Below are 25,563 nucleotides of genomic sequence, written 5' to 3' on the forward strand. Positions count from 1 at the left end.
CCAAGTTCGCGATCTAGCGTCGGACCTGTACCCGAGCCCGGTCATTGTCGCCCGAAGGCACCTCCCGCCCTCGTTCCGACTGGAGCCCTGTGTACCGGCCCGCACTCGTCCTGCCGCCCTGGATCGCCCACGCTCTTCGCGCTCAACGCGGCCCCGTGCCGTGGAGTGCCGTGGTGCGGGGCGGGCTCGGGGCCGGGGTTCTGGTGCTGGTGGGTGTTGTCGCCGGGCGGGCTTCCCTGGGAGTCGTCGCTGCCATCGCCGCCATGCTCGCGGGGGTCGCCGATCGGCCCGGGAGCCGGCGGGCCGCCGTGCGGCGGCTGGGGGTGCCCGGCCTGGCCGGGGCTGGTGGGATGGTGCTCGGGAGCTATGGCGGGGAAGCCCTTGGCGCTGTCGGGCTGACTGTTCTGCTGACGGTTGTCGGGCTGCTTGCGGGGAGCGTCAGTGCCGTGGGCCCCGTCGCCTCGGGTGCCGGTACACAGGTGCTCGTCGCCGCCGCGGTCGGGGCCGGGATGCCGTTGCCGGAGGTGGGGTGGCAGCGGGGGCTCGCCTATGCGGCGGGGGCCGGTTGGCTGATCCTGCTGCGGTTGGCCCTGCCCGGGCCGGGGGCCTTCGCCGGGGCCTTTGCCGGGGGCTTCCGGCTCGACGCCGCGTTCCGTGCCCCGTTCCGCGCCCGGTTCCAGGCCCGGTTCGACTCCCGGGTCGACCCTCGGTTCGGCTCCCCGTTCGACTTCCGGTTCGACGGGGAGCGGGACGCCGTCAGTGCCGTCTACGACGCCGTCGCCTCGCTGCTCGACGCCGTGGGGACCGACCTCGCCGGCGCGCGGCGGGCCGCGCTCACCGCCGCGCTCGATCATGCGCAGGACGCCCTCGCCGGACCCCGGCTGCGGCGCTACGCCTCCTCCGCAGAGCGGCGGCTGCACGCGCAGTACGCCGCCGCGTTGCCCCTCGCCGAGGCCGCCACCGCGCTCGCCTGGGCGGGGGAAGCCGTACCGGAGCGGGCCTCGGAAGGGCCCCGGCGGCTCGCCTCCGCCGTACGTGCGAACACGCCCACCGGGCCGCTGCCCGCGCCCTCCCGGGGGGTGCCCGCCCTGCGCGCCCTCGATGACGCCCTGCTGCATGCCGCCGAGGCATTCGACCGGGCCGAGGGGGCGGATCTGCACACCCGTCCGCGGTCGCTCGCCGTGCGGATTCGTATCGTGCTCGGCTCGGGCGGGCGGGAGTACGGGCTGCGGGTTGCCCTCTGCTTCGGGGCCAGTGCCGCTGTCGCGCAGGCGCTTCACCACACCCACTGGTACTGGCTGCCCGCCACCGCCGTGTTCCTCGTGAAGCCCGATCTCGGGCCGCTGCTGTCACGGGTGCTGTGCCGGGCCGCCGGGACCGTTCTCGGGGCGCTTCTCTTCGCCGGGTTCGCCGCCGTGCTGCCCCGGCCGGAGGGGCTGATCGCGCTCGTCGCCGTGTGCGGGGCCCTCATCCCCGTCGCCACCCGGCACTTCGCCGCCCAGACCGGAGTCGTGACGGTGCTCGTCCTCGCGCTGGTGATGATCGGGGGCGAGCCGCAGGCGTCCGTCAGCCGGATCGGGGAGACCCTGCTGGCCTGCGTGATTGTGCTGGTTGTGGGGCATCTGCCGATGCCCGGGCAGCGTGGTGGGGGAGTGCTGGCCCGGCTCGGGGCCGCGGAGAGTGCCGCGCACCGTTATCTCGGGCACGTCCTCGACGCGTCCCCTGACCGTGCCGGGCGCTGGGTCCTGCGGCGCGAGGCCTACCGCAGTCTCGCCGAGGCCCGATCCGCCATCGCCCTCGCCGCCGCCGAGTTGCCCACGCTCGCCCGGCACTCCGCGGGCACCGAGGAGGTGGCCGGCACCCTGGAGCAGCTGGTCGACGCCACCACCGCCTGCGCCGTCCACCTCGACGACGCCGGCCACCTCACACCCCGGCACACCCAGCAGCTCACGGGGCTCCTGGACGAGCTGGCGGCGCTACGGGACCGTGGGTACGCGCACATCAGCTGAGCCGCACCCACACCGGCGCGTGGTCCGACCCTGACTTCCCCCGCCGCTCCTCCGGGTCCTGGCCGATGGACGGCAGGTGCGGGGCGTCGATGCCGGGCAGGCCCGTGCCCGCTGCCGTCACCCGGTGGATCAGGCGGTGGCTCAGCAGGATGTGGTCGATCAGTTCGCGTCGGCCCGAGTTGATACGGGAGACGCGCTGCTCGGCGGGGATCAGGGGAGCGATGTTCCACAGGCGCGCCGCGTCGCCCTTGTCGGGGGTGTCGAAGCCGCCCGTGCCGATCTCCGAGCCGGGCGGGCCCAGCAGGATCTGGGTGGTGGCCGCCTGGACCTCGTCGTTCAGGTCGCCCAGGACCGCCACGTCCTGCTCCCGGCCGTCACCCGCCAGCAACTCGTCCGCCAAGGCCCGCAGCGCCGCCGCCTCCGCCGCCCGCCGATAGAGGGCGTACGCCCCGAAGCGGGCCCGCTCACCCTCCTCACGCGGCTGGAAACGCTCCCCGGGGTAGCTGAGCAGCTTCGACTTCAGGTGGCACACCGCCACCCGCAACGACCCCGCCTCCACCGCCAGGAACCCCCGCCCCGACTGCCGCGTCTCCCCGCCCGCGTCGTCCACCTGCACGGGCCGCAGCTTCGGCGGGAACGCCGTCGTGTCGGCCAGCACGCGCAACGGCACCCTGCTGATCACACCGACCCGGATCTCCCGCCCGTCCGGATGCTCCGAGACCGCCGTGTGCCACTCGCCGCCCACCATCCCGAGCAGGTCCCGCAGCGCGGCGACGTCGCCGACCTCCTGGACGCCGAGCAGCGTCGGGTCCAGCTCGGTGATCACGGCGGCCAGGGAGGCCAGCTTGGTCTCGTAGGCGGCCTTGTCCTCGGGGCCCGACGGGCGGCCGGGCAGGAAGAGGTTCTCCAGGTTCCAGGTACCGAGGAGCATGCGGGCCCCTTTCCGGAAGGCCGTCGCGGCAGGCTGTGGTGAGGCCAGGGTGCTGGAACGGCGGGGGCCGTGACAGAGCCAGGACGAACTGCGCGGTTCGGCTCACCCGGTGCCTGTACCCCGTCGTACGTTGGCCGTATGACGCCGACCGTCGCGGATCTCATCATCACCGGATGCACCGTCCTCGTGCACGACGATCAAGAGCGGACCGGGTTCCGTGAGGATGCCGCGATCGTCGTACGGGACGGGGCCGTCGAGGCCGTCACGGATGCCGCCGAGGTGGTGGGCAGACCGGCGCGGGAGCGGCTCGACGCGGGCGGGCAGGTCGCGATGCCGGGGCTGATCAACTGCCACACCCACACTCCGATGGTCGCGCTGCGCGGGATCGCCGAGGACCTGCCCATCGAGGAGTGGTTCAACGACGTCGTCTGGCCCGTCGAGTCCAACCTGGCCGAGCGGGACGTGGAGTTGGGGGCGCGGCTCGCCTGCGCCGAGATGATCCGGGCCGGGGTGACCTGCTTCGCCGACCACTACTTCGCGATGGACGCCGTCGCCGCCGTGGTCGCCGAGTGCGGGCTGCGGGCCCAGCTCGGCGAGGCGTTCTTCTCCTCCCAGGGGCCTCAAGGGCGGGAGCGGTCACTGGAATTCGCGCTTCGCCACCGGGGCGCCGCGGACGGCCGTATCACCACCGCCCTCGCCCCGCACGCCCCCTACACCGTCACCGACGCCGACCTCGCCGCCACCGCCGAACTCGCCCATGAGCACGGGCTGCCGGTCCATCTGCACGCCGCCGAGAACCGCGACCAGTCCGAGGCATCCCTCGCCCGGAACGGCGTCACCCCCATCGGGGTCCTGGAGCGCACCGGGATCCTCGGCACGGACGTCCTCATCGCGCACGGCACCGGGATCCTGGACGACGACCTGCCCCTGCTGCGCGACGCGCCGGGCCGGGTCGCCGTCGCCACCGCGCCCCGCGGCTACCTCAAGTTCGCCTGGCCCGACACCACCCCGGTGCGCGCCCTGCGCGAACTCGGCATCCCCGTCGGACTCGCCACCGACGGCGCCGCCTCCAACAACTCCCTCGACGTCTGGGAGTCCATGGCGCTCACCGCGCTCATCCAGAAGTCGACCACGGGCGACCCGAGATGGCTGACGTCCCGTCAAGCCCTGCACCACGCCGCCCTCCAGAGCGCGAGCGCCGTCGGACTCGGCGACCGCCTGGGCTCCCTCGCGCCCGGCCGCCGCGCCGACATCATCCTCGTCGACCTCGGCGGACCGCACACCCAGCCCGTCCACGACCTCGCCGCGACCCTCGTGCACAGCGCCCGCTCCTCCGACGTGCGCACCACCATCGTCGACGGCCGGATCCTGATGCGCGACCGCGAACTGCTCACCCTCGATGTCGCCGCCGTAGTAGGGGAGTTGACGCAGCGCCTGCCCGGCCTCCTCGACCGGAGCCACGGCAGGCGGATCCAGGAGTACGACACATAGGCTGACGTCCATGGATCTCGCCGACGGCCTCATCGACCAGCCCCACACCACCAACCGGCGCCTCAGGGAGAGCGCGCCGGTGCACCGGATCGCGGGGACCGACGGCAACCCCGCCTGGCTCGTCACCCGGTACGAGGACGTCCGCGCGGCGCTCAACGATCCGCGTCTCTCACTGGACAAGAGGCATGCGGCACCCGGGAACTACCGGGGCTTCGCGCTGCCGCCCGCGCTCGACGCCAACCTCCTCAACATGGACCCGCCCGACCACACCCGCATTCGCCGGCTCGTCGTGCGCGCGTTCACCCCGCGGCGCGTGGAGCAACTCCGGGCGCCCATCCGGCAGACGGCCGACCGGCTCCTCGACGCCCTCGGCAGCGAGGGCACCACCGACCTCGTCGCCGCCTACGCCGCCCCGCTCCCCATCACCGTCATCTGCGATCTGCTCGGCGTACCGGACGGGCAGCGGCTGGACTTCCGGACCTGGACCGACACCCTCGTCGCCCCCGACCCCGCACGGCCCGGCGCCGCCAAGGAAGCGGTGGCGGCGATGCTCGCCTTCTTCACCGGGCTCCTCGCCGACAAGCGCCGACAGCCGGCCGACGATCTGCTCTCCGACCTGATCGCGGTACGCGACGAGGGCGACCGGCTCACCGAGGACGAGTTGATGTCGCTCGCCTTCCTCATCCTCTTCGCGGGCTACGAGAACACCGTGCAGCTCATCGGCAACGCCGTCCTCGGCCTGCTGCGCCACCCCGAGCAGCTCGCCGCCCTTCGCGCGGACCCCTCCCGGATCCCGGCCGCCGTCGAGGAGTTCACCCGCCACGAGGGCCCCGCCCTGCTCGCCATCCGCCGGTTCCCCACCGAGGACGTGACCATCGGCGGCGTGAGCGTCCCGGCCGGAGAGACCGTCCTGCTCTCCCTCGCCGCCGCCAACCGCGACCCCGCCCGCTTCCCCGACCCCGACCGCCTGGACCTCGACCGCGACGCCTCCGGCCATCTCGCCCTCGGACACGGCATCCACTACTGCCTCGGCGCCCCGCTGGCCCGCGCCGAGACCGAGATCGCCCTGACCGCGCTCCTGGAACGGTTCCCCGAACTCGCCCTCACCGAGGCCGACGTACGGTGGCGCCCCTCACTGCGCGCCCGCGGTCTGGCCGCGCTGGACGTGACGTACGCAAAAAATCTTGTGACCGAGCGATGAGTTCCGCCCCTCCCGCCGGTCAGCACCCAGAGCGGACCGTCGTACAGGAGGGGCCCATGTCGCTTCCGGAGATCGTCACGCGTGCCCAATGGCGCGCGGCGCGCGAGGAGTTACTGGTCAGGGAGGAGGCCGCCACCCGCGCGCGTGACGCGCTGAACGCCGAGCGGCGGCGACTGCCCATGGTCGAGATCGACACGGAGTACGTCTTCGAGGGCGGCGACGGCAAGGCCACGCTGCTCGACCTCTTCGAGGGACGGCACCAACTCGTCGTCCACCACTTCATGTTCGCGCCCGAGTGGGAGGCCGGCTGCCCCGGCTGTTCGGCCTTCCTCGACCAGGTCGGCCATCTCGCCCATCTGCGGGCCCGCGGCACCTCGTTCGTGGCCGTCTCCCGGGCGCCGTACACCCGGATCCTGCCCTTCAAGGCGCGGATGGGCTGGTCGCTGCCCTGGCTCTCGTCGTACGGGAACGACTTCAACCGTGACTTCGAAGTGACCCGGGAGCACGAGGGGGAGCTGGTGGAGCGGCCCGGGGTGAGCTGTTTCCTCAGGGACCGCGACCGGGTGTTCCACACCTACTCGACCTTCGATCAGGGACTGGACGGACTGGGCTCGACCACCAGCTTCCTGGATCTGACCGCGCTGGGGGCGCCGCCCGGAAGCGAACGCCCGCGATATCACGATGAGTACGAGGACTGACGCGGAAAGTAACCGAAAGCAGGGCAAGGCTGTCAGCTTTGTCTCAGTACCGTCACTTCGCGAGGCGTTCACCCCGCCGTTGGCGTTTAACTCTTCGAGTACAGCGCTAGATGGAGGTGCAGGGTGAACGGGCGGACAGTGCTCGAATGCTTTCCCGCCGGCGGTCCGCGAGGCTCGTGGCCGGCGGAGGAGTTCGCACAGGCGCGGCGCAGCGAGGGCCTGGCCGCCGAGGTCGTGATGGACCTGGCGACGGACGCCTTTCTGGTGATCGTGCGCGGTGATGCGGCCATAGACGCGGCAGCCTGAGCTCAGCCTGCCTTCTGCGTTGGCAGCCGGGTGGTGAACTGTTCCGCCTGGAGCGCGTACAGCTCGGCGTAGAGACCGCCACCGGCCAGCAGTTCGTCGGGGCTGCCGGACTCCACCAGCCGGCCCTGGTCGAGCACATGCACCAGATCGGCGTGGCGCACGGACGCCAGCCGGTGGGTGATCAGGACGACCGTCTGCCCGGCCGAGGCCAGGGCGCGGATCTTGTCGAAGACCTCCAGCTCGGCCCGCGCGTCCAGGGCGGCCGTCGGCTCGTCCACGATCAGGATCCGGCCGCGCCGGTAGGCGGCCCGCGCGATCCCCAGTCGCTGCCACTGCCCGCCGGACAGCTCATGTCCGCCGTTGAACTCCCGGGCCAGCAGGGTGTCGAGGCCGCGCGGCAGATCGGCCACCACCTCCTCGGCCCCGGCCGCGGCGACCGCCTCGGCGAGCCGCTCCTCGGTCAGCGGCGCCGCCGACCGTCCCACGGCGACATTGACCCGCGCGGTGAACGGCCACCGCTTGAAGTCCTGGGCCACCATCGCGATGCGCTCGGCGAGCTGGTGCCGGTCGGCTCCGGCCGCGTCGACGTCGTCCCACAGGATCCGGCCCCGGTCCGGGAGGTACAGGCCCGCGAGCAGTTTGACCAGGGTGGTCTTGCCGGAGCCGTTCTCCCCGACCAGCGCCACGATCCGGCCCAGCGGCAGGGTGAGCGTGACATCGTCCAGGGCGGGCCGGGTGGACTCACCCGGATAGCTGAAGCCGACGTTCTCGAAGCGGATCTCCCGCGGCTCCTGGGGCAGCGGCTCACCGCCGACCGGGATCGCCCGCTCGGCCGCCTCGACGTACAGCCGCTTCAGATCGCCCACGAACAGGGCCTCCTCGTGCAACGCGTTGATCTCCAGCACCAGACTGTCCAGGCTCGCCGAGCCGGTCCGGATAGCGATCACCGCGGTTCCGGCCACGGCCAGCGCCATCGCCCCGGCCAGCAGCAGCCCGCCGAGCGTCGCGTACGTCGCCACGGTGGCGAGGCCGGTCCAGGCGGCCGCGATCAGTCCGGTGCGGGCCGCGAGCCGGGCCAGGCGTGCCTGTTCCGCCTCGGCCGTCTCCGACATGGCCCGGAAGTGCCGGAGCAGGAACGGGCCTACGCCGTGCACCCGGATCTCCGGGGCGGCGGCCGGTTCGGTGAGCAGTCCGCTGATCAGATGGCCGGCGCGGGCGTGTTGCACCCAGGTGTGGAAGGACTCGTAACGGCGCCGGGCGTTCGTCAGGGCGCTCCAGGCGCTGGGCAGTGTCATGGTGGCGAGCAGCGGGAGCAGCGCCGGATGCAGCACGGTCAGCACTCCGGCCGCCGCGATCAGCGAGATCATCGCGTTCACGACGCGAGAGCTGTAGGCGATCATGCGTCGGGCCGAGGAGGCGCCGTACTGTGCGGTGTCCAGCAGCTTGTGGAAGGCGTGGTCCTCGATCGCGGCCAGCTCCACGGCCGCCGCCCGCTCCAGATACAGCTCGGTGGCCACCCGCTCCACCTTCGGTTCGAGCCGCCCGGTGGCGTACGTCGAGGCCGCCCGCAGCAGCGCCCCGACCAGCATGACCACGGCCATGACGACCAGCGCCGGTACGGCCTCCCGCAGCCGGTCCTCGATCTCCCCGCCGCCGATCAGCCGCCCCAGCGCACTGTTCACGGCGAGCAGCCCCACGGCCTGGGCGAACCCCCGCCCGACCTCGGCCACCAGCACGATCCGCGCGGCATTCCGATCGGCCTGCCAGGCAAGCCCGAAACTGGAGGTCAACAGCCCGGGTAACCGCCGGACCATGGCCCGAAAGTTCAACTCCAGAAACGCGTCACTGTGTTGACTCCACCCGGTGTCGTACCGCAACGGCCCCCCGAACAGCAGCTGTTCGGACTCGGAAACCTCGGCCACGTAGCCTCCCCCGATAGCCGGAGGGCCACTATCGCGGTCGAGAGGGCTGGGGGCCAGGGCGCAAACAGGGGGAAGTGAAGCGTACGGAAGGGGCGCGGGGCTGTATCGATATGCGGCTCCGCCGCGTGGGCGCGACAAGCCCCCACCGGCCCGCAGACGAACTACGCGCTGACTTGCCGAGTCCAGGAGGGCGTCGCACCCGTAAGCCGACAGAGCGCCAAGTAAAAGGGAATCGGCGGCGTATACGGCACCGTCCCGTCCGGCCGATGAATCAACCGCACCGCATCCGGAACCACAGCCCCCGTCACATACCGAGTGGGCGACGGCCACTCCAGCGCGTAATCGGAGTCAGCCGGAACGATCCACCACCAGTACGCGTCATCGGCGTAGACACACCCCACCTGAGGCAGCCGAGGCAGAATCAGCGGCCCGAGACGAGCAGGCACGGCCACCGCATCGAACCCCAGCGGCGCAGTCATCCCGTCGGGCACGGCCAACTTCGCCGGCTCGACCCGCGGAGCGATCCCCCGGTGCAGCCTGACCAGCGTGTCCAGACTCAGCACCTGTCCGCCGGACATGACGCTCACGCCGGACCCCCGTCCTCGTCGTCACCGTCGGAACCACCGGCGGGACCCGGCTTCGGCCGCGCGCCCCAGCCCAGGTCATTGCGTGGTCCCGTGTCCTCGCGAGGCGTGTCCGCCTTGCGCGGCAGCTCCGCCCAGACCAGCAGCCCGGGCCCGTGCTCATGGGCACCCCAGGCATGGCAGACGGCATCGACCAGGAGCAATCCCCTCCCGTGCTCCTCGTCGCCGCGCTGGGCCGCGGGATGGGGCTCACCCGGTGCGCAGCCCTGATCGCGCACGGCTATTCGCACCAGGTCGTCGCCGTCGTGCAGCTCGCAGACGATATGCCTGCTCGCGGTGTGCACGATGGCGTTGGTGACCAGTTCGGAGACCACCAGGGCCGCCGTGTCACAGGTGTCCTCGCAGACCGACCAGCCGGTCAGCCGGGCCCTCGTCAGGCGTCTGGCCTGCGCGGGGGAACCCGGATGTGCGGCCAGCTCGAAGCGGAACCGGCGCTCGGCGGGACCCCGCTGGGGGCCTATGGCCGTGGCAGCACCGAGGCCGAGCAGGCCTGCGGCGGCGTCTGTTCCTAAGGGCGCGGACGGAATCACGCTTGCCACTATCGCCCCGCCGTGAACACTTGGCAAGTGTCACTCTGAAAATTGCAGAGTGCTGTGTGACGCGGTGGATGGCCGTGGCACACTGCTCGCAACAGCATGTCGAGCGGCGCCAATTGAGATCGACGGAGATCCGCCCAGATCTTCGAATAGGTCTTCGAATGGCGCCGCAGGGCTGTCAGCAATTCATCGGTGGAGGTGGGAGCGCGAGCGAGCCGCGGTCCGCGCCGACGGTCGGCCAGGTCGTCCTCGGCCGGCGCCTGCTGGACCTGCGGGAACGCGCCGGGCTCAAGCGTGAGGAGGCCGCCCGCGTCCTGCGTGTCGCCCCCGCCACCATCCGCCGTATGGAGATGGCCGAGGTCGCCCTCAAGATCCCGTACCTCCAGCTGCTGCTGAAGGCCTACGGGGTCGGTGACGAGGAGGCCGACGTCTTTGTGCAGCTGGCCGAGGAGGCCAATCAGCCCGGCTGGTGGCAGCGGTTCCATGACATCCTGCCGGGCTGGTTCTCGATGTACGTCAGCCTGGAGGGGGCCGCGAGCCTCATCCGGTCCTACGAGCCGCATTTCGTGCCCGGACTGCTCCAGACCGAGGACTACGCGCGCGGGGTGCTGCGCTCGGGTGCCATCGGCCAGACCAAGCCCGACGACATCGAGCGCCATGTCGCGCTGCGCATGAACCGCCAGGAACTGCTCACCCGTCCCGACGCGCCCCGGCTGTGGTTCGTCATGGACGAGACCGTGCTGCGCCGCCAGGTAGGCGGCCCGGAGGTGATGCGAGCCCAGATCGACCGGCTGCTCGAAGTGACGAAGCTGCCCAATGTGACGTTGCAGGTCGCCGCCTTCGAGAGCGGACCGCACCCCGGCACGTACGGGCCCTTCGTGCTGTTCCGATTCGCCATGTCAGAACTGCCGGACATGGTCTACAGCGAGTACCTGACCGGCGCCGTCTACCTCGACGCGCGCCCCGAGGTGGCGACCCACCTGGAGGTCATGGACCGCATGGCGGCGCAGGCCGCTACGGCACATCGCACGAAGGAGATCCTCCGGGATCTCCGCAAGGAGCTGTGAATGGATCGCATCAAGCCACGCATACCCGTCTACAACGGCATGCCCGCGCGGGAGTTGGGCAGCGAGGGCTGGCACAAGCCGTGGAGCGGCGGCAACGGCGGGAACTGCCTGGAGGCGATGAAGCTGGCCGACGGCCGGATCGCCGTCCGTCAGTCGACCGACCCGGACGGGCCGGCGCTGATCTACACCACCGACGAGATGACGGCCTTCATCGAAGGCGCCAAGGCGGGGGTGGCCGACTTCCTGCTCTCCTGAGGCAGTTCCCTTTGTGTGTGCCAGTTTCCGTGTTGCGACACCGAGTTGATGACTAATCAGAACCAGTTGGCCCAGACTCAGTTGGCCCAGACCCAGTTTGCTCAGAACCAGTCCGCTCAGAACCAGGACATGATCCGCCGCGGGGCGTCCACCAGTCGGCTGACGACCACGACCGGCAGCGGCGGCTGCTCGACCTTGCTGGGGCTGAGGTTGAGCCCGTAGTAGATCTGCTCGATCGAGGGCGGTCCGACCGCGAGGTTGCGCCGGACCGCCTGAGCGGACGACTCCTCACCGGTCTGCACCAGATAGGCCGCGGCCATCGCGCCCGTACGGCCGACTCCCGCACCGCAGTGCACGAAGACCGGGCCCGAGGCGTTCTTGACCGTGTCCAGCAGCTTCTGGACCTGCTGGGACGTCGGCGTCTGACCGTCCCTGATGGGCAGGTGTACGACGTCGAGTCCGGCCTCGCCGGGTTCGGCGAGCTGCTTCGCGCTCAGGTCCTCGGCGCGCAGGTCCACGACGGTGGTGATGCCCATGCTCGCCAGCGCGCGGTAGCCGGCGGGCGAGGGGGCGGCACCGCGCCAGAGCTTGCCGTCGGAGCTGACGGGCTGGAAGTTGTGCACACCCTGGACGGTGCGGGTTCCGGCGGGTACCGGGGTCTCTGCCTTGGCCCAGAACGAGAGGCCGAGAATGCCTCCCGCGCCGACGGCCCAAAGGACGAGGTATCCGATGAGGATTCCGGTCAGGGCCCGTATCGCGCGCTGTGGCAGCGGACGCTTCTGGAGGGCAGGGCGGGGCAGAGTTGCAGTCAGAACAGCCATGGGCGACCCGGGGGACTAGGGGACGTGGGCGCTTCAGCAGAGTACCCCGGGATTGATGATCATCTATTCCTTATGTCCGTTTTGTGGTCTAGGTCTCATTTGTCATGCGCGGCCGGTGTGGGGCCTCATTCCTGGTCCGCCTCCGCGTCTCCGATGCCCACCACTCTGAGATTCACGCGCTCCAGCGTCGCGTCCTCCAGGCAGCCGCGCAGCCGCAGCCGGTCGTGCTCGGTGAGGGCGGGCCGCACCACTCCGGCGTACAGCCCGTCCCCCAGATCGCCGAGGGATGCGTGGTTCAGCGGCACGGACGTGGAGTCCCGGCAGCGCTCCCACACCTGTCGCGCGGCCAGTGCTCTCCGCGCCTCGGTCATGTTCGCGTCACGGAGATCGACCTGGACGAGCACCGAGGTCGCCTCGCTCTCGTCCGCCCGCTCGTCCCGGGTCTGGGTGAGGTTCGCGAGCCCCACGATCAGCGCGGCCAGCAGCGCGGCGCCCACGACGCCGACGGCGACGACCCGTGCGGTCCGGCCCGGGGAGGGCGGGGCGCCGACCGGTGGCAGATCCTCCAGATCGCCGGGGGCGGCCGGATCGGGCGCGGTCAGCACGGCCAGCCGACCGGCGAGACGGCGCTCGGCGGGCCTCGCCGTGGCCGACGCGATCCGCTGGACGACCCAGGCGATCCCGGACAGGGCGACCCCGGCGACCATGAGCACCGGCACGAAGACGTACGTCCGCTCGGCCGGCTCGTCCAGCCACCGGAACCGGCCGTTGCCGTTGCCGCCGGGCTCCGGCTCGGGCTCGGGGGCCGCACGCAGCCGGGCGAGGGCGTCGTCCTGCCGCGCGGCCAGCTCGCGCTGGCGTCGGTCGCTGTCCCGCTGCCGCTGCTCGATCCGCGCCAGACGTCCCAGAATCACCAGGCCGAACAGCATCACCTCGACCACCAGCAGCAGCACCCCGCAGATCATGGCCCGCTGCCACTGCCACCGGTACAGGTAGATCACGAGATAGGTGCCCGCCCCGGCCGCGGCGAGCCCTCCGAAGACGTACGCGATTCTCCTCATGACCCGTCCCCCAGCCGTACGTCACCTGCCGTCCCGTCGACGGTGAGGCGGGCGCCGACCGGGAAGCGGTGGACCGCGTCCGCGGCGCCGACGACCGCGGGGAGGTGGAACTCCCTGGCCAGCACGGCCAGATGGGACAGCGGGCTGCCGGTCTGCGCGACCAGTCCGGTCAGTCCCGGCAGCAGCGGGGCGAGGGCGGGGTCGAGGGTGCGGACGACGAGCACCGGGTCCGGCGGGCGCGGCGCGCTGCCGTCCCACGCCGTACCGACCGCGCGCCCGCCGGAGACACCGCGCAGGCCGTCGCCGCGGCCGCTGTTCCGGTCGGCGACGACGAGTCCGCCGTCCGCGAGCCGGAAGGCGTCGGGGAGCGGGGGAGTGGCGGCGGGCGGTGTACGCCGCGCGAGATCGGCGGGCAGCCCTTCGCCCTGGAGCGCGTCTACCAGCTCCGGCCAGCGGAGCAGCCCGATCCGCTCCGCGCCGAGACCGGCCCGCCGCGCGACCTCCCGCACCAGCCGGATCTGGAGCTCCTGTATCCAGCGGATGCGCAGGCGCAGGGCTTCTCGGGGCGGGAGGGCGGCGGGGGAGGTGGTTCGGGCGGGGAGGCGGTCCTTGCCGGGATCGGAGCCGTGGCGCGTGCTCATGCCGTCCTGGCCGGGGAGCGCCGTCGCCGGGGCTTGTTCCGGCTGGGCCGTCGGCAGGTGGACGTCGTGCAGCAGGCTCGGTGCCGTCAGGGCGAGGACCACCGGATCCGTGGCGACGATCCGCTCGTCGGGCACCCCGCGCGCGCGGGCCGCCGCGAGGGCGGCCAGGGCCGTGCCCGCGGCCGTGCGGCCTGTCGGGGACTCGCGCAGAAGGGCGCCCGCGAGGGCCTCCTGGGCATGCAGCGAGACCAGGGCCCGGCGGGTCCAGCGCAGCTCGTCGGTGAGGGCGGCCGAGGAGAGGCCGGCCGGTCCCGGTACCTCGGCCAGCCGCCGGTCCACGTCCGCCACGAGGTCCGTGGCCAGTCCGGGCAGCGCGGCGCCGAGGCGGCCCACCCGCCAGGCCGCCGCGAGCCGGCGCGCCCCCGGCGCCGGGTTTGAGCAGTGCCAGCCACCGGTGCTTCGGCGGCACCGCGCCGAGCAGCCGCAGATCACCGGCCGCGCGCCCGCCGACGGCTCGGACCACCGGCGCCGCCCGCAGCAGTCGGCGCGGCGCGGTGCCGCCGATGTCCAGCGCGGCGGCGAGACCGTGGGCCATCGGTGCCAGCCACAGGTCCTCCTCCAGCGGCTGGAGCTGGTCCGGCAGCGTCTCCGCGACCGGCCCGGGCCCCAGCAGCCGCGCCCGGCGGACCGGCCGTGCCGCCATCGCCGTGATCGGGCGGCTCTGGAACAGCCACAGTCGGCCGTCCGCATCGAAGCCGAACTCGATGTCCTGCGGCCCGCCGAACACCCGCCGGGCCTGCCGGGCCAGCCGGGCCAGCCGGAACAGCTCACCCCGCGTGAGCAGCGCGTCGGCGTCGGCGGGCTCGGTGCGCAGCACTCGCCCGCGCCCGCTCAGCCGGTAGTTCGTGCCTGCCTGCGCCCCGCTGACCAGGCTGTCCGGCCCGCCGCGCACCGCGCTGACCAGCATCCGGTCGGCCCGTCCCTCGACGGGGTCGGCACCGAACATCACGCCGCCGACCCGGGCGATGAGCATCGGCTGGACCAGCACCGCCATCGGCGCGACCGACCCGTCCGGCCTGCGCGCCGAGTCCAGCACGGTCCGCACGGCCGTACGGAAGTCCCGCCAGCCCCGCACATCGAGCACCGAGGCGAACTGGCCCGCGAGCGAGGACTCCTCCGTGTCCTCCTGCGGCGAGGAGGAGCGCACGACCAGTGCGCGGCTGCCGCCGTCGGACAGCTCCTGCCAGGCCCGGCGCAGGGAATGCGGGTCGCCTTCCGCTCTGTACGGGATCACGAAGCCGGGGAGCACCGGCAGTCCGGCCCCGGCCGCGCGGGCGAGATTCGCGGCCTTGGACCCGGCCTTGGCCGTCACGGCGGCGAGAGGCTGTTCCAGCGGGACGGTGGCCGGGCCGTACGTCTGTGTCAGACCGAGGGCCACCTCGCCCCGGGGCTCATCCCCGTCGCGTGCACCTTCTCCGTGACGTTCGTCGAGCGTCGTCATCGAGCACCCTCCAGGACCGGCCGCCAACAGGGGGGACGCGCGGGGTGGGCCCTGCGCCTGACGGCGGAACGAAGGATGGGACGGACCACTGCCGGCCCGTGTGGACACGACAGAGATACGCCTCCTGCTCCGATGATCCCACTGCTGTTCCGATCCATGTAGCCCGGAAGCCACTTTTCGGACACATCGGAGAAGATTTACGGATCCGGAAACGTTGCGCAGAGCGCGTCCAGCGCCACCGCATAGGCGTGCTCGGAGGGGGTTGCATACCCCACGACCAACCCGTCATAGGCCGCTACGGCGGGCTCCGCGGCCCCCGGATGCCGGAACGCGGCGAGCCCGTCCAGGGCCACCCCGGCCCGCTCGGCCCGCGCGACGGTGGCCGCCTCGGTGCCGGGCGGCAACCGCAGCACCGCGTGCAGCCCGGCCGCCACCCCGGTGACCTCGATGTGCGGCGCCCGCTCGGCCAGCGCGGCCACGAGCCGGTCCCGGCGGCCGCGGTACCGCTGCCGCATCCGCCGCACATGACGGTCGTACGACCCGCGCGCGATGAAGTCGGCGAGGCTCAGCTGGTCCAGGACGCTCGCCCAGGCCTCCCGCTCGCCCTTGGCCGCGAGCACGCCCTCGACGTACCGCTCGGGCAGGACCATCCAGCCCAGCCGCACCGCCGGGGACAGGCTCTTGCTCACCGAGCCGACGAAGATCACCCGCTCGGGGTCGAGTCCCTGGACGGCTCCGACGGGCTTGCGGTCGTAGCGGAACTCCCCGTCGTAGTCGTCCTCCACGATCACCGCGTCACGCGCGCGTGCCCAGTCGATCACGGCGGCGCGGCGGGCGGCGTGCAGCGGGCCGCCCGTCGGGAACTGGTGCGCGGGGGTGAGCAGGACGCCCCGCTCGCGGCCCAGCCGGTCGATCCGGGCGCCGTCCTCGTCCAGGGGCAGCGGTACGGTCCGCACTCCCGCGCGGGTGAGCAGTTCCCGGTGGAAGGGCAGCCCGTACGCCTCCACGGCCAGCGGACTGCGCAGCACCCGCCCCTCGAACAGCAGCCGCAGCGCGTGCGCGAAGCCGGAGCAGATGACGATCCGGTCCGGGTCGCAGCGGACGCCACGCGCGCGGGGGAGGTACTCCGCGAGCGCCTCCCGCAGCTCCACGCGCCCGGCCGGATCACCGGGCCCGAACACCTCGTTCGGCGCCTGCTGAAGGGCCCGCCGGTAGGAGGCGAGCCACTCCCCGCGCGGGAAGCCCGAGACATCCGGGGTGCCCTGACGCAGGTTGTGCCGCGGGCCACGCGCGCGTGGAGGAGTCTTCCCGGGCACTTTCCCGGCGTGTCGCGGCGGCTCGGCCCGTTCGGCGACCCGGGTGCCCGAGCCCTGCCGGGCGGTCAGCCAGCCCTCGGCGACCAGCTCCGCGTACGCGTCGGCCACCGTGTTCCGTGCGACGCCCAGGTCGGCGGCGAGGGAACGGTACGGCGGCAGCCGGGTGCCGGGGGCGAGTCTGCCGCCGCGCACGGCGTCGCGCAGGGCGTGGATCAGAGCGGCCCGTCTGCCGCCCGGCCCGGACAGCTCCAGATGCAGATCCGCGCCGATGCGCTCCGCGGAATTGACCCATGATTCGGACACGAAAATGCACCCTACAGGGGGTCTTTCGGGGCCGTAGGTTATGAGTCATGACGATGAACACGCTGCTCGACGCCAAGGCCCCCCGGATGAACTTCGCCAAGACCGCCCCGAAGATCAACCGCGCCGTCGTCGCCTTCGACGCCGCCGCCCGAGAGGGCCTGGACCCGACGCTGGTCGAGCTCATCCAGATCCGTGCCTCGCTGCTCAACAACTGCGCGTACTGCCTGCACATGCACACCAACGACGCCCGCAAGGCCGGTGAGACCGAGGACCGGCTGCACCTGGTCGCGGTCTGGCGCGAGGCCCGCCACTTCTTCACCGAGAAGGAGCAGGCGGCCCTGGCCCTGACCGAGGCGGTCACCCTGGTCTCCGACGCTGGCGTCCCGGACGCCGTCTACGCCGAGGCGGCGGACCGGTTCGACGAGACCGAGCTGGCTCACGTGCTGGCCCTGATCCTCACGATCAACACCTGGAACCGCATGGCCCTGGCGGTGGGCAAGGTGGCGGGGACGGACGAGCGGCAGGGCTGAACCCGCCCGGGCCGTGCGCTCAGGCCGTCATGGGGCGGTCGTACGGCGAGATCGGCGCCGGCAGGCGTGAGCTTCCCGTCAGCCGGCGGTCGACGGCGGCCGCCACCGCCCGGCCCTCGGCGATCGCCCACACGACGAGCGACTGCCCCCGGGCGGCGTCCCCGGCCGCGAAGACTCCGGGGACGTTCGTGGCGAACTCGGCGTCCCGGGCGATCGTCCCCCGGGGCTCCAGCTCGACCCCCAACTGCCCGATCAGCCCGTCCTCCCGGTCCGGCCCGGAGAACCCGAGCGCGAGCAGCACGAGTTCGGCCGGAATCGCCCGACCCGTGCCGGGCCTGGGCCGCCGTTTCGAGTCGACCTCGACCAGGTGCAGCCACCGTACCCGCCCGTCCTGGTCCCCCGTGAAGCGCAGCGTGGACGCCGCGAACAGCCGCGCGTCGGCGTCCGCGGCGGGCGCCGTCCCCAGCTCCCCCGCCTCCTCATGGGCCGCCGAGAGCCGGTAGACCTTCGGGTACGTCGGCCAGGGCTCGGTGTCCTCGTCGCGCTCGGCGCCGGGCTGGGCGTAGATGTCGAGCTGGGTCACCGAAGCGGCGCCCTCCCGGACGGCCGTGCCCAGACAGTCGGCGCCGGTGTCACCGCCGCCCACGATGACGACGTGCTTCCCGGCGGCGGACAGCGGCGAGGTCTCGATGTCCCCCTCGCACACCCGGTTGGCCAGCGGCAGATACTCCATCGCCTGATGGATCCCGGTCAGCTCCCGCCCCGGCACGTCCAGCTCACGCCACGCGGTCGCCCCCGTGGCGATCACGAGCGCGTCGTAGCGCGCCCGCAGTTCCGCGGCCCCGATGTCCCGCCCGACCGCCGCGGACGTACGGAACTTGGTCCCCTCGGCCCGCATCTGCCCCACGCGCCGCTCCAGTTGCCCCTTCTCCATCTTGAACTCGGGGATGCCGTACCGCAGCAGCCCGCCGATCCGGTCGTCCTTCTCGAACACGGCGACCGTGTGCCCGGCCCGGGTCAGCTGCTGGGCCGCCGCGAGCCCCGTGGGCCCCGACCCGATCACCGCGACGGTCCGTCCCGACAGCCGGTCCGGCGGACGGGGCGGGGCGAACCCCAGCTCCCAGGCGCGGTCGGCGATGGCGCACTCGACGTTCTTGATGGTGACCGCGGGCTGATTGATGGCGAGCACACATCCCGCCTCGCACGGCGCCGGGCACAACCGCCCGGTGAACTCGGGGAAGTTGTTGGTGGCGTGCAGCCGGTCGGCGGCTGTCCGCCAGTCCTCCCGGGACACCAGGTCGTTCCACTCGGGGATCAGATTGCCGAGCGGACAGGCGTCGTGGCAGAACGGTACGCCGCAGTCCATGCACCGGTCGGCCTGTTTGCTCACGATGGGCAGCAGCGCCCCGGGGACATAGACCTCGTCCCAGTCCCTGACCCGCTCCTCGACCGGGCGACGGGGCCAGTCCTGGCGAGGAGTGGTCATGAATCCCTTGGGATCGGCCATGGCCGTCTCCCTTGCGTGCGGGGTGGGGCCGCGCGTCGTCGAACGCGTCGTCCGGCGGCACTCTTCCGGCCACGATACGTCTCATTCGCCCCTTGCGCTTTTCCTCGGTTTTTCGCTCAGGTAAGCGCCAGCACGTAGGAGACGGCGGCGGCGGACGAGGCGACCATGCGCACGTGGTTCCAGGCCGTCCACTCGCGCACATACGTGGTCCAGTACGCGGTGGCCTCGGACGTACCCGCCTCCACCTTCATCAGCGCGTCGTTGCGGGGCACGTTGGCGACCATGGTCACGCCGAACGAACCGAACAGATACAGCGCGCTGCCCAGCAACAGCTCCACGGTCCCCTCGTCCGGCCACAGCACGAACGTCACCACCGCGAGCACCGCGCACAGCACGGCGGAACCGATGAACACGATCATGAACGCGGGGGTCACGGCGGCCACGTTGATCGCCTGCATCGCCGCGACGCCCTGCGCGGGCGGCAGTGCGGCGAGCCCCTTCATCACGAAGGTCGAGAACGCGCAGAACACGCCGGCCACCAGACCGGTCCCCAGCACACCCAGCACGGTCAGTACGAAGTACGGCCCATCGATCATCACAACCTCAACTCCCCATCGCCGCCGGGGATCCTTCCCGGCACCACCTGACACCACAAGTGAATTCCCCTGAGCGGCCGTATCCCATGGCCGATCGGCGCGGGGCCATAAGCGAGAGTCCAGCTCGGAGGGGGTGCGGTCGTGAGCCGGCGCTCTCAGCCCGCCTCCGCCTCGGGCTCGCGCCAGCCTCTCAGCACCGCCTCCACCCCCGCCGCGATCCGCCGCCGGGCCTCGTTCCTGGGCACCCCGCTCATCAGCAGGTGGTCGTACGGCGTGTCCAGATGCCGTACGGACGCGGCGACCGCCGAGGTCACGGCGGCCTCGGACAGCGCGCGCCCCGCCGCGCTCCGGCCGACCCGCCCGCTGCCCCGCACCGAGGCGTGCGCGGCGGTCGCGGCGGCCCGGTCCGCCGGGCAGCCCGGGAACAGTCGCCGTATCTCCGCCGCGAACGCCTGCGTGAACCGCGCGTCCTCGGCGGCTCTGCGCCGCGCGTCCCGCTGCCGTCGGCGCCGTCTGGCCTCGGCGTCCGCGAGGCAGCGCGCCTCGGCGCGGGCCAGCCCCGCCTCCTCGACGAGGACGCCCTGCCGCTCGTAGCGCCCCTTGCGCCGGTTGAACCGCACCACCACCGCCGACAGCGTGCTCTCCTCCCGGGACCGGCGGGTCAGCGCGGTGTCGCCGCGCGGCAGGAACACCAGATGCCCGAGGTCCGCGCAGTCCAGGCACCGCGGCGCCCCGTCCTCCAGCACCAGCAGCGACACCGGCCCGCCCCGGCACTCGGCACAGTGCCGTCGCCGCAGCGGCTGGACGACGAGAAGTCCGGTGCGGTGCGGGGGAGTTGCCAGGTGTGCCATACCCGGTTCATTCCCCCCGAGGTGCACGGGCACCACCCCCGGCGCCGGGCGCTGACGCATCATGGGCCGTGTGCGACTCGAAGCGATCACCTGGGACCGGCTCGGCGACCTCCTCGCCGAGCGGCTGCTCGACCTCAAGCCCGCCGACGGCAGTCCCTGGCCGCGCATCGCCTTCGACGGCGCCCCGGCCGCCCGCCCGGGAGACCTCGCGGAACGCGTCGGCGAGGCCCTGCGCACCCGCGGCCGCCCCTCGCTCGCCGTCGGCGCCGAGGGCTTCCTGCGCCCCGCCTCGCTCCGACTGGAACACGGCCGCCGGGACGTCGAGGCGTACTACGACGGCTGGTTGGACACCGGCGCCCTGTGGCGCGAGGTCTTCGGTCCCCTCGAACCCGGCGGCGACGGCCGCGTCCTGCCCGACCTGTGGGACCCGGTCACCGACCGGGCCACCCGCAGCCCCTACGTCCCGCTCCCGCCCGGCGGCGCCCTGTTGCTGCACGGCCCCCTCCTCCTTCGGCACTGGTTCCCCTTCGACCTGACCGTCCACGTCCGCCTCTCCGCGGGCGCCCTGCGCCGCCGCACCCCCGAGGCCGACCACTGGACCCTCCCCGCCTTCGAGCGCTACGAGGACGAGACCGACCCGGCCACTGCCGCCGATGTCCTGGTCCGCGCCGACGACCCCCGCCACCCCGCCTGGAACGGCTGACCGCGCGGTCCGGCAGGTCCCGAGATACCGCCCTCCTCTGAGGTGCGCTCGCCGTTCGGCGCGGCGAGAATGTAGGGCGCCGGGACTAGCGGTGCGTCCTGCGCCGCGCCGGCCGTCCGGCATCGGGAGGTACTCCATGACCACTGCCGGAGACATCATGCACCGCGGCGCCCAGTGGATCCCGGCGCACGAGACCCTGGACCGTGCCGCCCAGCTGATGCGTGACCTCGGCGTCGGCGCCCTGCCCATCGGTGACTCGAACGACCGGCTCTGCGGCATCCTCACCGACCGCGACATCGTCGTCGGCTGCGTGGCCATGGGACACGACCCGGCCAAGGTGACCGCAGGCGAGATGGCCCAGGGCACACCGCGCTGGGTGGCCTCGGACGCCGACGTCGGCGAGGTGCTCCAGGTGATGCAGGATCACCAGATCCGCCGACTGCCCGTCATCGAGAACAAGCGGCTGGTCGGCATGATCAGCGAGGCCGACCTGGCCCAGCACCTGACGGAGGACCAGATCGCGTCGTGGGCCGAGAGCGTCTACGCCAGGACCGCGGGGCGCTGAGCGGAACGCATCGTGCGGAGTGCGTCCCCGCCGCGGCGGGGACGCCCCCTCACAGCCAGCCGTTGCGCCTGAAGCCGCGGTAAAGGCTCAGACAGGCCACGGCTATCACGCCTATGACCAGCGGATACCCGAACTTCCAGTGCAGCTCCGGCATGTGGTCGAAGTTCATGCCGTAGACCCCGCAGACCATCGTCGGCACCGCGACCAGCGCGGCCCAGGCCGTGATCTTCCGCATGTCCTCGTTCTGCGCGACGGTGACCTGCGCGAGGTGTGCCTGGAGGATCGAGTTGAGCAGTTCGTCGAAGGAGGCGATCTGCTCCCTGACCCGCAGGAGGTGGTCGGAGACATCGCGGAAGTACGCCTGTATCTCCGGGTCGATCACCCGCAGCGGCCGGGTGGCCAGCTCATCCAGCGGTCGGGCCAGCGGGGCCACCGCCCGCTTCAGTTCGAGGAGTTCCCGCTTGAGCTGGTAGATCCGGCCTGGGTCGACCCGCGCGCCCGCCTCCGCGAACACATCCGTCTCCACCTGGTCGATATCGGCCTGCACCGAGTCGGTGACGCTCAGATAGTCGTCCACCACGTGGTCCGCGATGGCGTGCAGCACCGCCGCCGGGCCCTTGGCGAGCTGCTCGGGCTGTGACTCCAGCTCCTCGCGCAGCGGACCCAGTGAGCCATGCCGGCCGTGCCGCACGGTGATCACGAAGTCCTCGCCGGCGAAGACCATGATCTCGCCGGTGTCCACGACCTCGCTGGTCGCCGTCAGCTCTTCGTGCTCGACGTAGCAGACCGTCTTGAACACCGCGAACAGCGTCTCGTCGTAGCGCTCCAGCTTGGGACGCTGATGGGCCTCGACAGCGTCCTCGACGGCCAGTGGATGCAGCTCGAACAGCTCGGCGATGCCCGCGAACTCCTGGTCCGTCGGCTCGTGCAGGCCGAGCCAGACGAAACCGTCGCCGCGCTTGCGCACCCGCTCCACTATGTCGACCAGGTCGCCGCTCGCGGGGACGCGTGCCCCCTCGCGGTAGCTCACACAGTTCACCACGGAGGAACCCAGCGGGGAGCGGGCCGGGTGGCTCAGGTCGACGCGGGGGCGCCGCCGGGCCAGTCGGGCCACCTTGCGCAGGCCGCCGACCGTGCCGAGGCTCGTGACCTTCCGCAGATTTCCTGCCATGGACATCTGGATCTCCTCGCGTGGATCTCCTCGCGCCGTTCTTCCGCGCTGGTTGCGCCAGTGTGCCAGGTCGGCGTGAGAGCCGGGTAAGCCTGTGGGAGCAGGTCATTCCGCTTGGTTCCCGGCTGTGGACAACTCGCCTCACCGGGGTCGTGAGCGCCTTCCCGGTGCGCGTCGACCACTCCGGACAAGACGGATAACTGGGATGATCGCGGCATGACGCGAACCGACGGGTATCTCCTGGACAACCGGCAGAGTGAAGCCGGCGAGCGTTTCGACGCCTTCGCCGCCCTCTTCGATCCCACGACCTTCCGGCACTTCGAAGCCCTGGGCGTAGGCGCCGGTTGGCGCTGCTGGGAGGTCGGCGCGGGCGGCACCTCCGTGGTGTCCTGGCTCGCCAAGAAGGTCGGGCCGACCGGACGGGTGGTGGCAACCGACATCGACACCTCACGGGTCGCGGCGGCCGCCCGGCCGCCGGTCGAGGTGCGCGTCCACGACGTGGGAACCGAGGAACCGCCGGGGGAGGGCTTCGATCTGGTACATGCCCGGCTCGTCCTCGTTCATGTCCCGGACCGGGAACGGGCGTTGCGGTCGATGATCGACGCGCTGCGGCCCGGCGGACGGCTCATCGTGGAGGACGCCGACCCCGGCCTCCAGCCCCTTGCCTGCCCCGACGAACACGGCCCCGAACAGCAGTTGGCGAACCGGCTGCGCCAAGGCTTCCGCAAGCTCCTCGCCGACCGGGGCGCCGATCTCTCCTACGGGCGCAGGCTCCCGCGGCTGCTGCGGCAGGCCGGGCTTCAGCGGGTCGAGGCCGACGCGTACTTCCCGGTCGCCTCGCCCGCCTGCGCGGCCCTGGAGTCGGCGACGATCCGCCAGGTCCGCGACCAGCTCGTCGCCGCGGACCTCGCCACCGACCAGGACGTCGACCGCCACCTGGCCAATGTCGCCTCAGGCCGCATGGACCTGGCCACGGCCCCGATGATCTCGGCGTGGGGGCGAAAGGGCTGAGGCGGACGGGGAGCCCGCAGCTCGCCCACGGCCTCCGTCAGTCCGCCCCCGGCGGTCTCCCGCCCACCCGCTGCACCGCCGACGCGCCCGCCCGGCACCCCTCCCGTGCCGCATCCTCGGGGTCCGTGCCCCTGAGCAGCGCGGCGAGGAAGGCACCGGTGAAGGCGTCGCCCGCTCCGGTCGTGTCGGTCGGGGTCGCCGGTGCCGCCGGAATACGGGCGCGTACCGTGCCGCCCTCCGCCACCAGCGCACCGGCCGCGCCCTGCTTGACGACGACCAGCGGGATCTGGCGGCTCAGCTTGGCTGCCGCGTCCGCCGCGTCGGGCAGCCCCGTCAGCAGGCAGGCCTCGTCCCGGCTGGGCAGCAGGACCTCGACGCCGTCGACGAGGGCGAGGAACCGGTCCACCCCCAGGTCCACCAGGAACCCGGCCGACGCCGGATCCAGGCTCACCGGCACCCCACGCGCGCGGGCCGACTCGAGGGCCGCCGCCACCAGCGCCCGGCTCGGCTCGGAGAACAGCAGATAGCCCGACAGATGCAGCCGGGCCACACCGTCCAGCAACGCCTCCGACCAGTCGTCGGCGTCCAGCCGTAGCGAGGCGCCGCTGTCCGTCAGGAACGTCCGCTCGGCCGCCGCCTCTGCGTCGACCAGGCAGATCACCGTCCCGGTCGGCGCCCGGGGGTCGACGACGAGATGCGGCCGTACGCCGCAGACCGCGAGTTCCCGCTCGTGCCAGGCCGCCGCGTCCGCGCCCACCCGCCCGAGCAGCCGTACCTCCGCGGCCGCGGAGTACGCCGCCCAGCAGGCCACATTGGCGCCCGCGCCGCCCGGCACGGTCCGGATCGCGGCGGCCGTGTCCGTGCCCGGGGCGAGCGGGCCCCGGTGCCGGGCGATCACGTCCGTGACGACATCGCCGACGACCAGCAGGGCACCGTCCGGCGCGGTCGTCACGCCCGGGCCCAGGCCGCCGCGATCCGCGCCGCCAGCCGTACGTTGCCGCGCACCGCCGCCAGATTGGCGTCGAGCGAGGCTCCGTCGGTGTGCCGAACCAGGTAGTCGAGCAGGAACGGCGTGACGGCCTGGCCGGTGACGCCCTCCTCCTCGCACGCGTGCAGCGCCTCGGCGAGCACACGCGCGTGCAGCCCGGGATCCAGCTGCTCCGCCTCCGGTACGGGGTTGGCGACGATCAGCGCCGACTCCGGGCCGTCCAGAGCGTCCTGAGCCCGCATCACCTCCGCGACCTCCTCCGGGGAGCGCAGTGTCCAGTCCACCGGATGTCCCGAGTCCGACAGGTAGAAGCCGGGGAAGCGGTCGGTGCCGTACCCGGCGACCGCGACCCCTAGCGTCTCCAGCCGCTGGAGCGTGGCCGGCACGTCCAGGATCGACTTCACGCCCGCGCAGACCACCGTGATCCGGGTGCGCGCCAGCAACCCCAGGTCGGCCGACTCGTCCTGGGTCACCGTCCACTCCCGGTGCACCCCGCCGAGCCCGCCCGTCGCGAACACCCGCACGCCCGCCAGCCCTGCCAGCAGGGCCGTCGCCGACACGGTGGTCGCCCCGCTCGCTCCGGCCGCCACCGCGAGCGGCAGATCGCGGTGACCGAGCTTGCGGATCCCGTCCTCGTTGGCGACCCGTTCCAACTGCTCCTTGTCCAGGCCCACATGGGGGCGCCCGTCCAGCACGGCGATCGTCGCGGGCACGGCACCCGCGGCGCGTACGACGTTCTCCAGCTCAAGGGCCACCTGGAGGTTGCGCGGGCGGGGCAGCCCGTGCGCGATGATCGTGGACTCCAGGGCCACCACGGGTCGACGCGCGTCGATCGCGTCCCGTACCTCTTCCGACACCACCAGCACCACGCGCCCGCCTCCTGTCGTTCGGTTCTCCCTCATCCCTGGCGAGCCCGGCGGCCGGTCAAACACTTGCGG

At 72.5% G+C, this 25,563-nt stretch carries 25 protein-coding genes and 1 pseudogene; 11 read left to right on the forward strand and 15 right to left on the reverse strand.

The features are described 5' to 3' along the window. The first annotated feature begins 89 nt into the window (after positions 1-89). The gene (locus BN159_RS32120) at positions 90-2,009 is read left to right on the forward strand and encodes an FUSC family protein (protein WP_051113568.1); all 1,920 of its coding nucleotides are present in this window, start codon (positions 90-92) and stop codon (positions 2,007-2,009) included. Here BN159_RS32120 and BN159_RS32125 read toward each other — a convergent pair. Further along, complete coding sequence (locus tag BN159_RS32125) at positions 2,002-2,940, reverse strand: endonuclease/exonuclease/phosphatase family protein (protein ID WP_015661199.1); 939 nt, start codon at positions 2,938-2,940, stop codon at positions 2,002-2,004. The genes BN159_RS32120 and BN159_RS32125 overlap by 8 nt on opposite strands. Positions 2,941-3,078: 138 nt before the next feature. On the opposite strand from BN159_RS32125, the gene BN159_RS32130 reads away from it, so the two are divergent. The 4 genes from BN159_RS32130 (at position 3,079) to BN159_RS32145 (ending at position 6,636) form a co-directional block, all read left to right on the forward strand. Continuing rightward, on the forward strand, positions 3,079-4,431 hold the full coding sequence (locus BN159_RS32130; RefSeq protein WP_015661200.1) for an amidohydrolase: 1,353 nt from the start codon (positions 3,079-3,081) through the stop codon (positions 4,429-4,431). 10 nt (positions 4,432-4,441) lie between these two features. Further along, positions 4,442-5,632 (forward strand): cytochrome P450 family protein, encoded by a 1,191-nt coding sequence (locus BN159_RS32135; protein ID WP_015661201.1) that lies wholly within the window; start codon positions 4,442-4,444, stop codon positions 5,630-5,632. A gap of 56 nt (positions 5,633-5,688) precedes the next feature. Then, positions 5,689-6,330, forward strand: a complete 642-nt coding sequence (locus BN159_RS32140) for a DUF899 domain-containing protein (RefSeq protein WP_015661202.1) — start codon at positions 5,689-5,691, stop codon at positions 6,328-6,330. Between the two features lie 123 nt (positions 6,331-6,453). Then, positions 6,454-6,636, forward strand: a complete 183-nt coding sequence (locus tag BN159_RS32145) for a hypothetical protein (RefSeq protein WP_015661203.1) — start codon at positions 6,454-6,456, stop codon at positions 6,634-6,636. A gap of 2 nt (positions 6,637-6,638) precedes the next feature. Here the strand turns inward: BN159_RS32145 and BN159_RS32150 are convergent, their stop codons facing one another. The 3 genes from BN159_RS32150 to BN159_RS32160 all read right to left on the reverse strand — a co-directional run bounded on the left by BN159_RS32150 (position 6,639) and on the right by BN159_RS32160 (position 9,741). Then, positions 6,639-8,558: an ABC transporter ATP-binding protein gene (locus BN159_RS32150; RefSeq protein ID WP_015661204.1), complete on the reverse strand. Its 1,920-nt coding sequence runs from the start codon at positions 8,556-8,558 to the stop codon at positions 6,639-6,641. Between the two features lie 161 nt (positions 8,559-8,719). Then, a complete protein-coding gene (locus BN159_RS32155; protein WP_041820125.1) occupies positions 8,720-9,145 on the reverse strand; it encodes a hypothetical protein in 426 nt (141 codons plus the stop codon). Further along, the gene (locus BN159_RS32160; RefSeq protein ID WP_015661205.1) at positions 9,142-9,741 is read right to left on the reverse strand and encodes an ATP-binding protein; all 600 of its coding nucleotides are present in this window, start codon (positions 9,739-9,741) and stop codon (positions 9,142-9,144) included. The genes BN159_RS32155 and BN159_RS32160 overlap by 4 nt, the downstream gene beginning before the upstream one ends. Positions 9,742-9,899: 158 nt before the next feature. On the opposite strand from BN159_RS32160, the gene BN159_RS32165 reads away from it, so the two are divergent. Next, entirely contained in the window at positions 9,900-10,805 is a 906-nt protein-coding gene (locus tag BN159_RS32165; protein ID WP_015661206.1) for a helix-turn-helix domain-containing protein, read from the forward strand. After that, positions 10,806-11,060 (forward strand): DUF397 domain-containing protein, encoded by a 255-nt coding sequence (locus BN159_RS32170; protein ID WP_015661207.1) that lies wholly within the window; start codon positions 10,806-10,808, stop codon positions 11,058-11,060. It abuts the gene before it with no gap. A 116-nt stretch (positions 11,061-11,176) separates the two neighbouring features. Here the strand turns inward: BN159_RS32170 and BN159_RS32175 are convergent, their stop codons facing one another. From BN159_RS32175 to pdxR, 5 genes and pseudogenes are all read right to left on the reverse strand, one after another. Continuing rightward, positions 11,177-11,881 carry a protein-tyrosine phosphatase family protein gene (locus BN159_RS32175; protein ID WP_015661208.1) on the reverse strand — a complete coding sequence of 235 codons (705 nt, stop codon included), beginning with the start codon at positions 11,879-11,881 and terminating at the stop codon, positions 11,177-11,179. Between the two features lie 125 nt (positions 11,882-12,006). Then, positions 12,007-12,942: a hypothetical protein gene (locus tag BN159_RS32180; RefSeq protein ID WP_015661209.1), complete on the reverse strand. Its 936-nt coding sequence runs from the start codon at positions 12,940-12,942 to the stop codon at positions 12,007-12,009. Continuing rightward, positions 12,939-13,976, reverse strand: a complete 1,038-nt coding sequence (locus BN159_RS47210; RefSeq protein ID WP_015661210.1) for a PEP-utilizing enzyme — start codon at positions 13,974-13,976, stop codon at positions 12,939-12,941. The genes BN159_RS32180 and BN159_RS47210 overlap by 4 nt, the downstream gene beginning before the upstream one ends. A gap of 358 nt (positions 13,977-14,334) precedes the next feature. Then, positions 14,335-15,084, reverse strand: a pseudogene (locus tag BN159_RS47215) (PEP/pyruvate-binding domain-containing protein); the annotation flags it as partial. A 197-nt stretch (positions 15,085-15,281) separates the two neighbouring features. Continuing rightward, on the reverse strand, positions 15,282-16,703 hold the full coding sequence (gene pdxR / locus BN159_RS32190; protein WP_015661211.1) for a MocR-like pyridoxine biosynthesis transcription factor PdxR: 1,422 nt from the start codon (positions 16,701-16,703) through the stop codon (positions 15,282-15,284). A 47-nt stretch (positions 16,704-16,750) separates the two neighbouring features. Between pdxR and BN159_RS32195 the strand changes: the two genes are divergently transcribed. Further along, entirely contained in the window at positions 16,751-17,233 is a 483-nt protein-coding gene (locus BN159_RS32195; RefSeq protein ID WP_015661212.1) for a carboxymuconolactone decarboxylase family protein, read from the forward strand. Between the two features lie 19 nt (positions 17,234-17,252). Here BN159_RS32195 and BN159_RS32200 read toward each other — a convergent pair whose 3' ends face one another. The 3 genes from BN159_RS32200 to BN159_RS32210 all read right to left on the reverse strand — a co-directional run bounded on the left by BN159_RS32200 (position 17,253) and on the right by BN159_RS32210 (position 20,187). Further along, on the reverse strand, positions 17,253-18,740 hold the full coding sequence (locus tag BN159_RS32200) for a glutamate synthase subunit beta (RefSeq protein ID WP_015661213.1): 1,488 nt from the start codon (positions 18,738-18,740) through the stop codon (positions 17,253-17,255). 116 nt (positions 18,741-18,856) lie between these two features. Next, a complete protein-coding gene (locus BN159_RS32205) occupies positions 18,857-19,336 on the reverse strand; it encodes an anthrone oxygenase family protein (RefSeq protein WP_015661214.1) in 480 nt (159 codons plus the stop codon). A gap of 155 nt (positions 19,337-19,491) precedes the next feature. Continuing rightward, a complete protein-coding gene (locus tag BN159_RS32210; RefSeq protein ID WP_041820128.1) occupies positions 19,492-20,187 on the reverse strand; it encodes a DUF2293 domain-containing protein in 696 nt (231 codons plus the stop codon). A 61-nt stretch (positions 20,188-20,248) separates the two neighbouring features. Between BN159_RS32210 and BN159_RS32215 the strand changes: the two genes are divergently transcribed. Both BN159_RS32215 and BN159_RS32220 read left to right on the forward strand, forming a co-directional pair. Then, positions 20,249-20,890: a nucleoside/nucleotide kinase family protein gene (locus BN159_RS32215; RefSeq protein WP_015661216.1), complete on the forward strand. Its 642-nt coding sequence runs from the start codon at positions 20,249-20,251 to the stop codon at positions 20,888-20,890. A gap of 136 nt (positions 20,891-21,026) precedes the next feature. Continuing rightward, positions 21,027-21,455, forward strand: coding sequence for a CBS domain-containing protein (locus BN159_RS32220; protein WP_015661217.1), 429 nt, complete (start codon positions 21,027-21,029; stop codon positions 21,453-21,455). Between the two features lie 49 nt (positions 21,456-21,504). Here the strand turns inward: BN159_RS32220 and corA are convergent, their stop codons facing one another. After that, positions 21,505-22,632, reverse strand: a complete 1,128-nt coding sequence (gene corA / locus BN159_RS32225; RefSeq protein WP_015661218.1) for a magnesium/cobalt transporter CorA — start codon at positions 22,630-22,632, stop codon at positions 21,505-21,507. 210 nt (positions 22,633-22,842) lie between these two features. Between corA and BN159_RS32230 the strand changes: the two genes are divergently transcribed. After that, complete coding sequence (locus BN159_RS32230; protein WP_015661219.1) at positions 22,843-23,637, forward strand: methyltransferase; 795 nt, start codon at positions 22,843-22,845, stop codon at positions 23,635-23,637. 37 nt (positions 23,638-23,674) lie between these two features. On the opposite strand, the gene BN159_RS32235 is transcribed toward BN159_RS32230, so the two are convergent. Next, a complete protein-coding gene (locus BN159_RS32235; RefSeq protein WP_015661220.1) occupies positions 23,675-24,589 on the reverse strand; it encodes a carbohydrate kinase family protein in 915 nt (304 codons plus the stop codon). After that, complete coding sequence (locus tag BN159_RS32240; RefSeq protein WP_015661221.1) at positions 24,586-25,494, reverse strand: pseudouridine-5'-phosphate glycosidase; 909 nt, start codon at positions 25,492-25,494, stop codon at positions 24,586-24,588. Before BN159_RS32240 ends, BN159_RS32235 begins: the two co-directional genes overlap by 4 nt. Positions 25,495-25,563: the final 69 nt, after the last annotated feature.

It is taken from the genome of Streptomyces davaonensis JCM 4913 (genome assembly GCF_000349325.1).
In the GTDB taxonomy this organism is placed as follows: domain Bacteria; phylum Actinomycetota; class Actinomycetes; order Streptomycetales; family Streptomycetaceae; genus Streptomyces; species Streptomyces davaonensis.

What these genes read in the sequence shown, in the direction of transcription:
- BN159_RS32165 (WP_015661206.1), top strand. Translation starts at nt 9,900, where the DNA reads ATGGCGCCGCAGGGCTGTCAGCAATTCATCGGTGGAGGTGGGAGCGCG.
- BN159_RS32215 (WP_015661216.1), top strand. Translation starts at nt 20,249, where the DNA reads ATGGGCCGTGTGCGACTCGAAGCGATCACCTGGGACCGGCTCGGCGAC.
- BN159_RS32210 (WP_041820128.1), bottom strand. Translation starts at nt 20,187, where the DNA reads ATGGCACACCTGGCAACTCCCCCGCACCGCACCGGACTTCTCGTCGTC.
- BN159_RS32175 (WP_015661208.1), bottom strand. Translation starts at nt 11,881, where the DNA reads ATGGCTGTTCTGACTGCAACTCTGCCCCGCCCTGCCCTCCAGAAGCGT.
- BN159_RS32125 (WP_015661199.1), bottom strand. Translation starts at nt 2,940, where the DNA reads ATGCTCCTCGGTACCTGGAACCTGGAGAACCTCTTCCTGCCCGGCCGC.
- BN159_RS32195 (WP_015661212.1), top strand. Translation starts at nt 16,751, where the DNA reads ATGACGATGAACACGCTGCTCGACGCCAAGGCCCCCCGGATGAACTTC.
- BN159_RS32205 (WP_015661214.1), bottom strand. Translation starts at nt 19,336, where the DNA reads ATGATCGATGGGCCGTACTTCGTACTGACCGTGCTGGGTGTGCTGGGG.
- BN159_RS32140 (WP_015661202.1), top strand. Translation starts at nt 5,689, where the DNA reads ATGTCGCTTCCGGAGATCGTCACGCGTGCCCAATGGCGCGCGGCGCGC.
- BN159_RS32170 (WP_015661207.1), top strand. Translation starts at nt 10,806, where the DNA reads ATGGATCGCATCAAGCCACGCATACCCGTCTACAACGGCATGCCCGCG.
- BN159_RS32230 (WP_015661219.1), top strand. Translation starts at nt 22,843, where the DNA reads ATGACGCGAACCGACGGGTATCTCCTGGACAACCGGCAGAGTGAAGCC.
- BN159_RS32200 (WP_015661213.1), bottom strand. Translation starts at nt 18,740, where the DNA reads ATGGCCGATCCCAAGGGATTCATGACCACTCCTCGCCAGGACTGGCCC.
- BN159_RS32135 (WP_015661201.1), top strand. Translation starts at nt 4,442, where the DNA reads ATGGATCTCGCCGACGGCCTCATCGACCAGCCCCACACCACCAACCGG.
- BN159_RS32130 (WP_015661200.1), top strand. Translation starts at nt 3,079, where the DNA reads ATGACGCCGACCGTCGCGGATCTCATCATCACCGGATGCACCGTCCTC.
- BN159_RS32220 (WP_015661217.1), top strand. Translation starts at nt 21,027, where the DNA reads ATGACCACTGCCGGAGACATCATGCACCGCGGCGCCCAGTGGATCCCG.
- corA (WP_015661218.1), bottom strand. Translation starts at nt 22,632, where the DNA reads ATGTCCATGGCAGGAAATCTGCGGAAGGTCACGAGCCTCGGCACGGTC.
- BN159_RS32180 (WP_015661209.1), bottom strand. Translation starts at nt 12,942, where the DNA reads ATGAGGAGAATCGCGTACGTCTTCGGAGGGCTCGCCGCGGCCGGGGCG.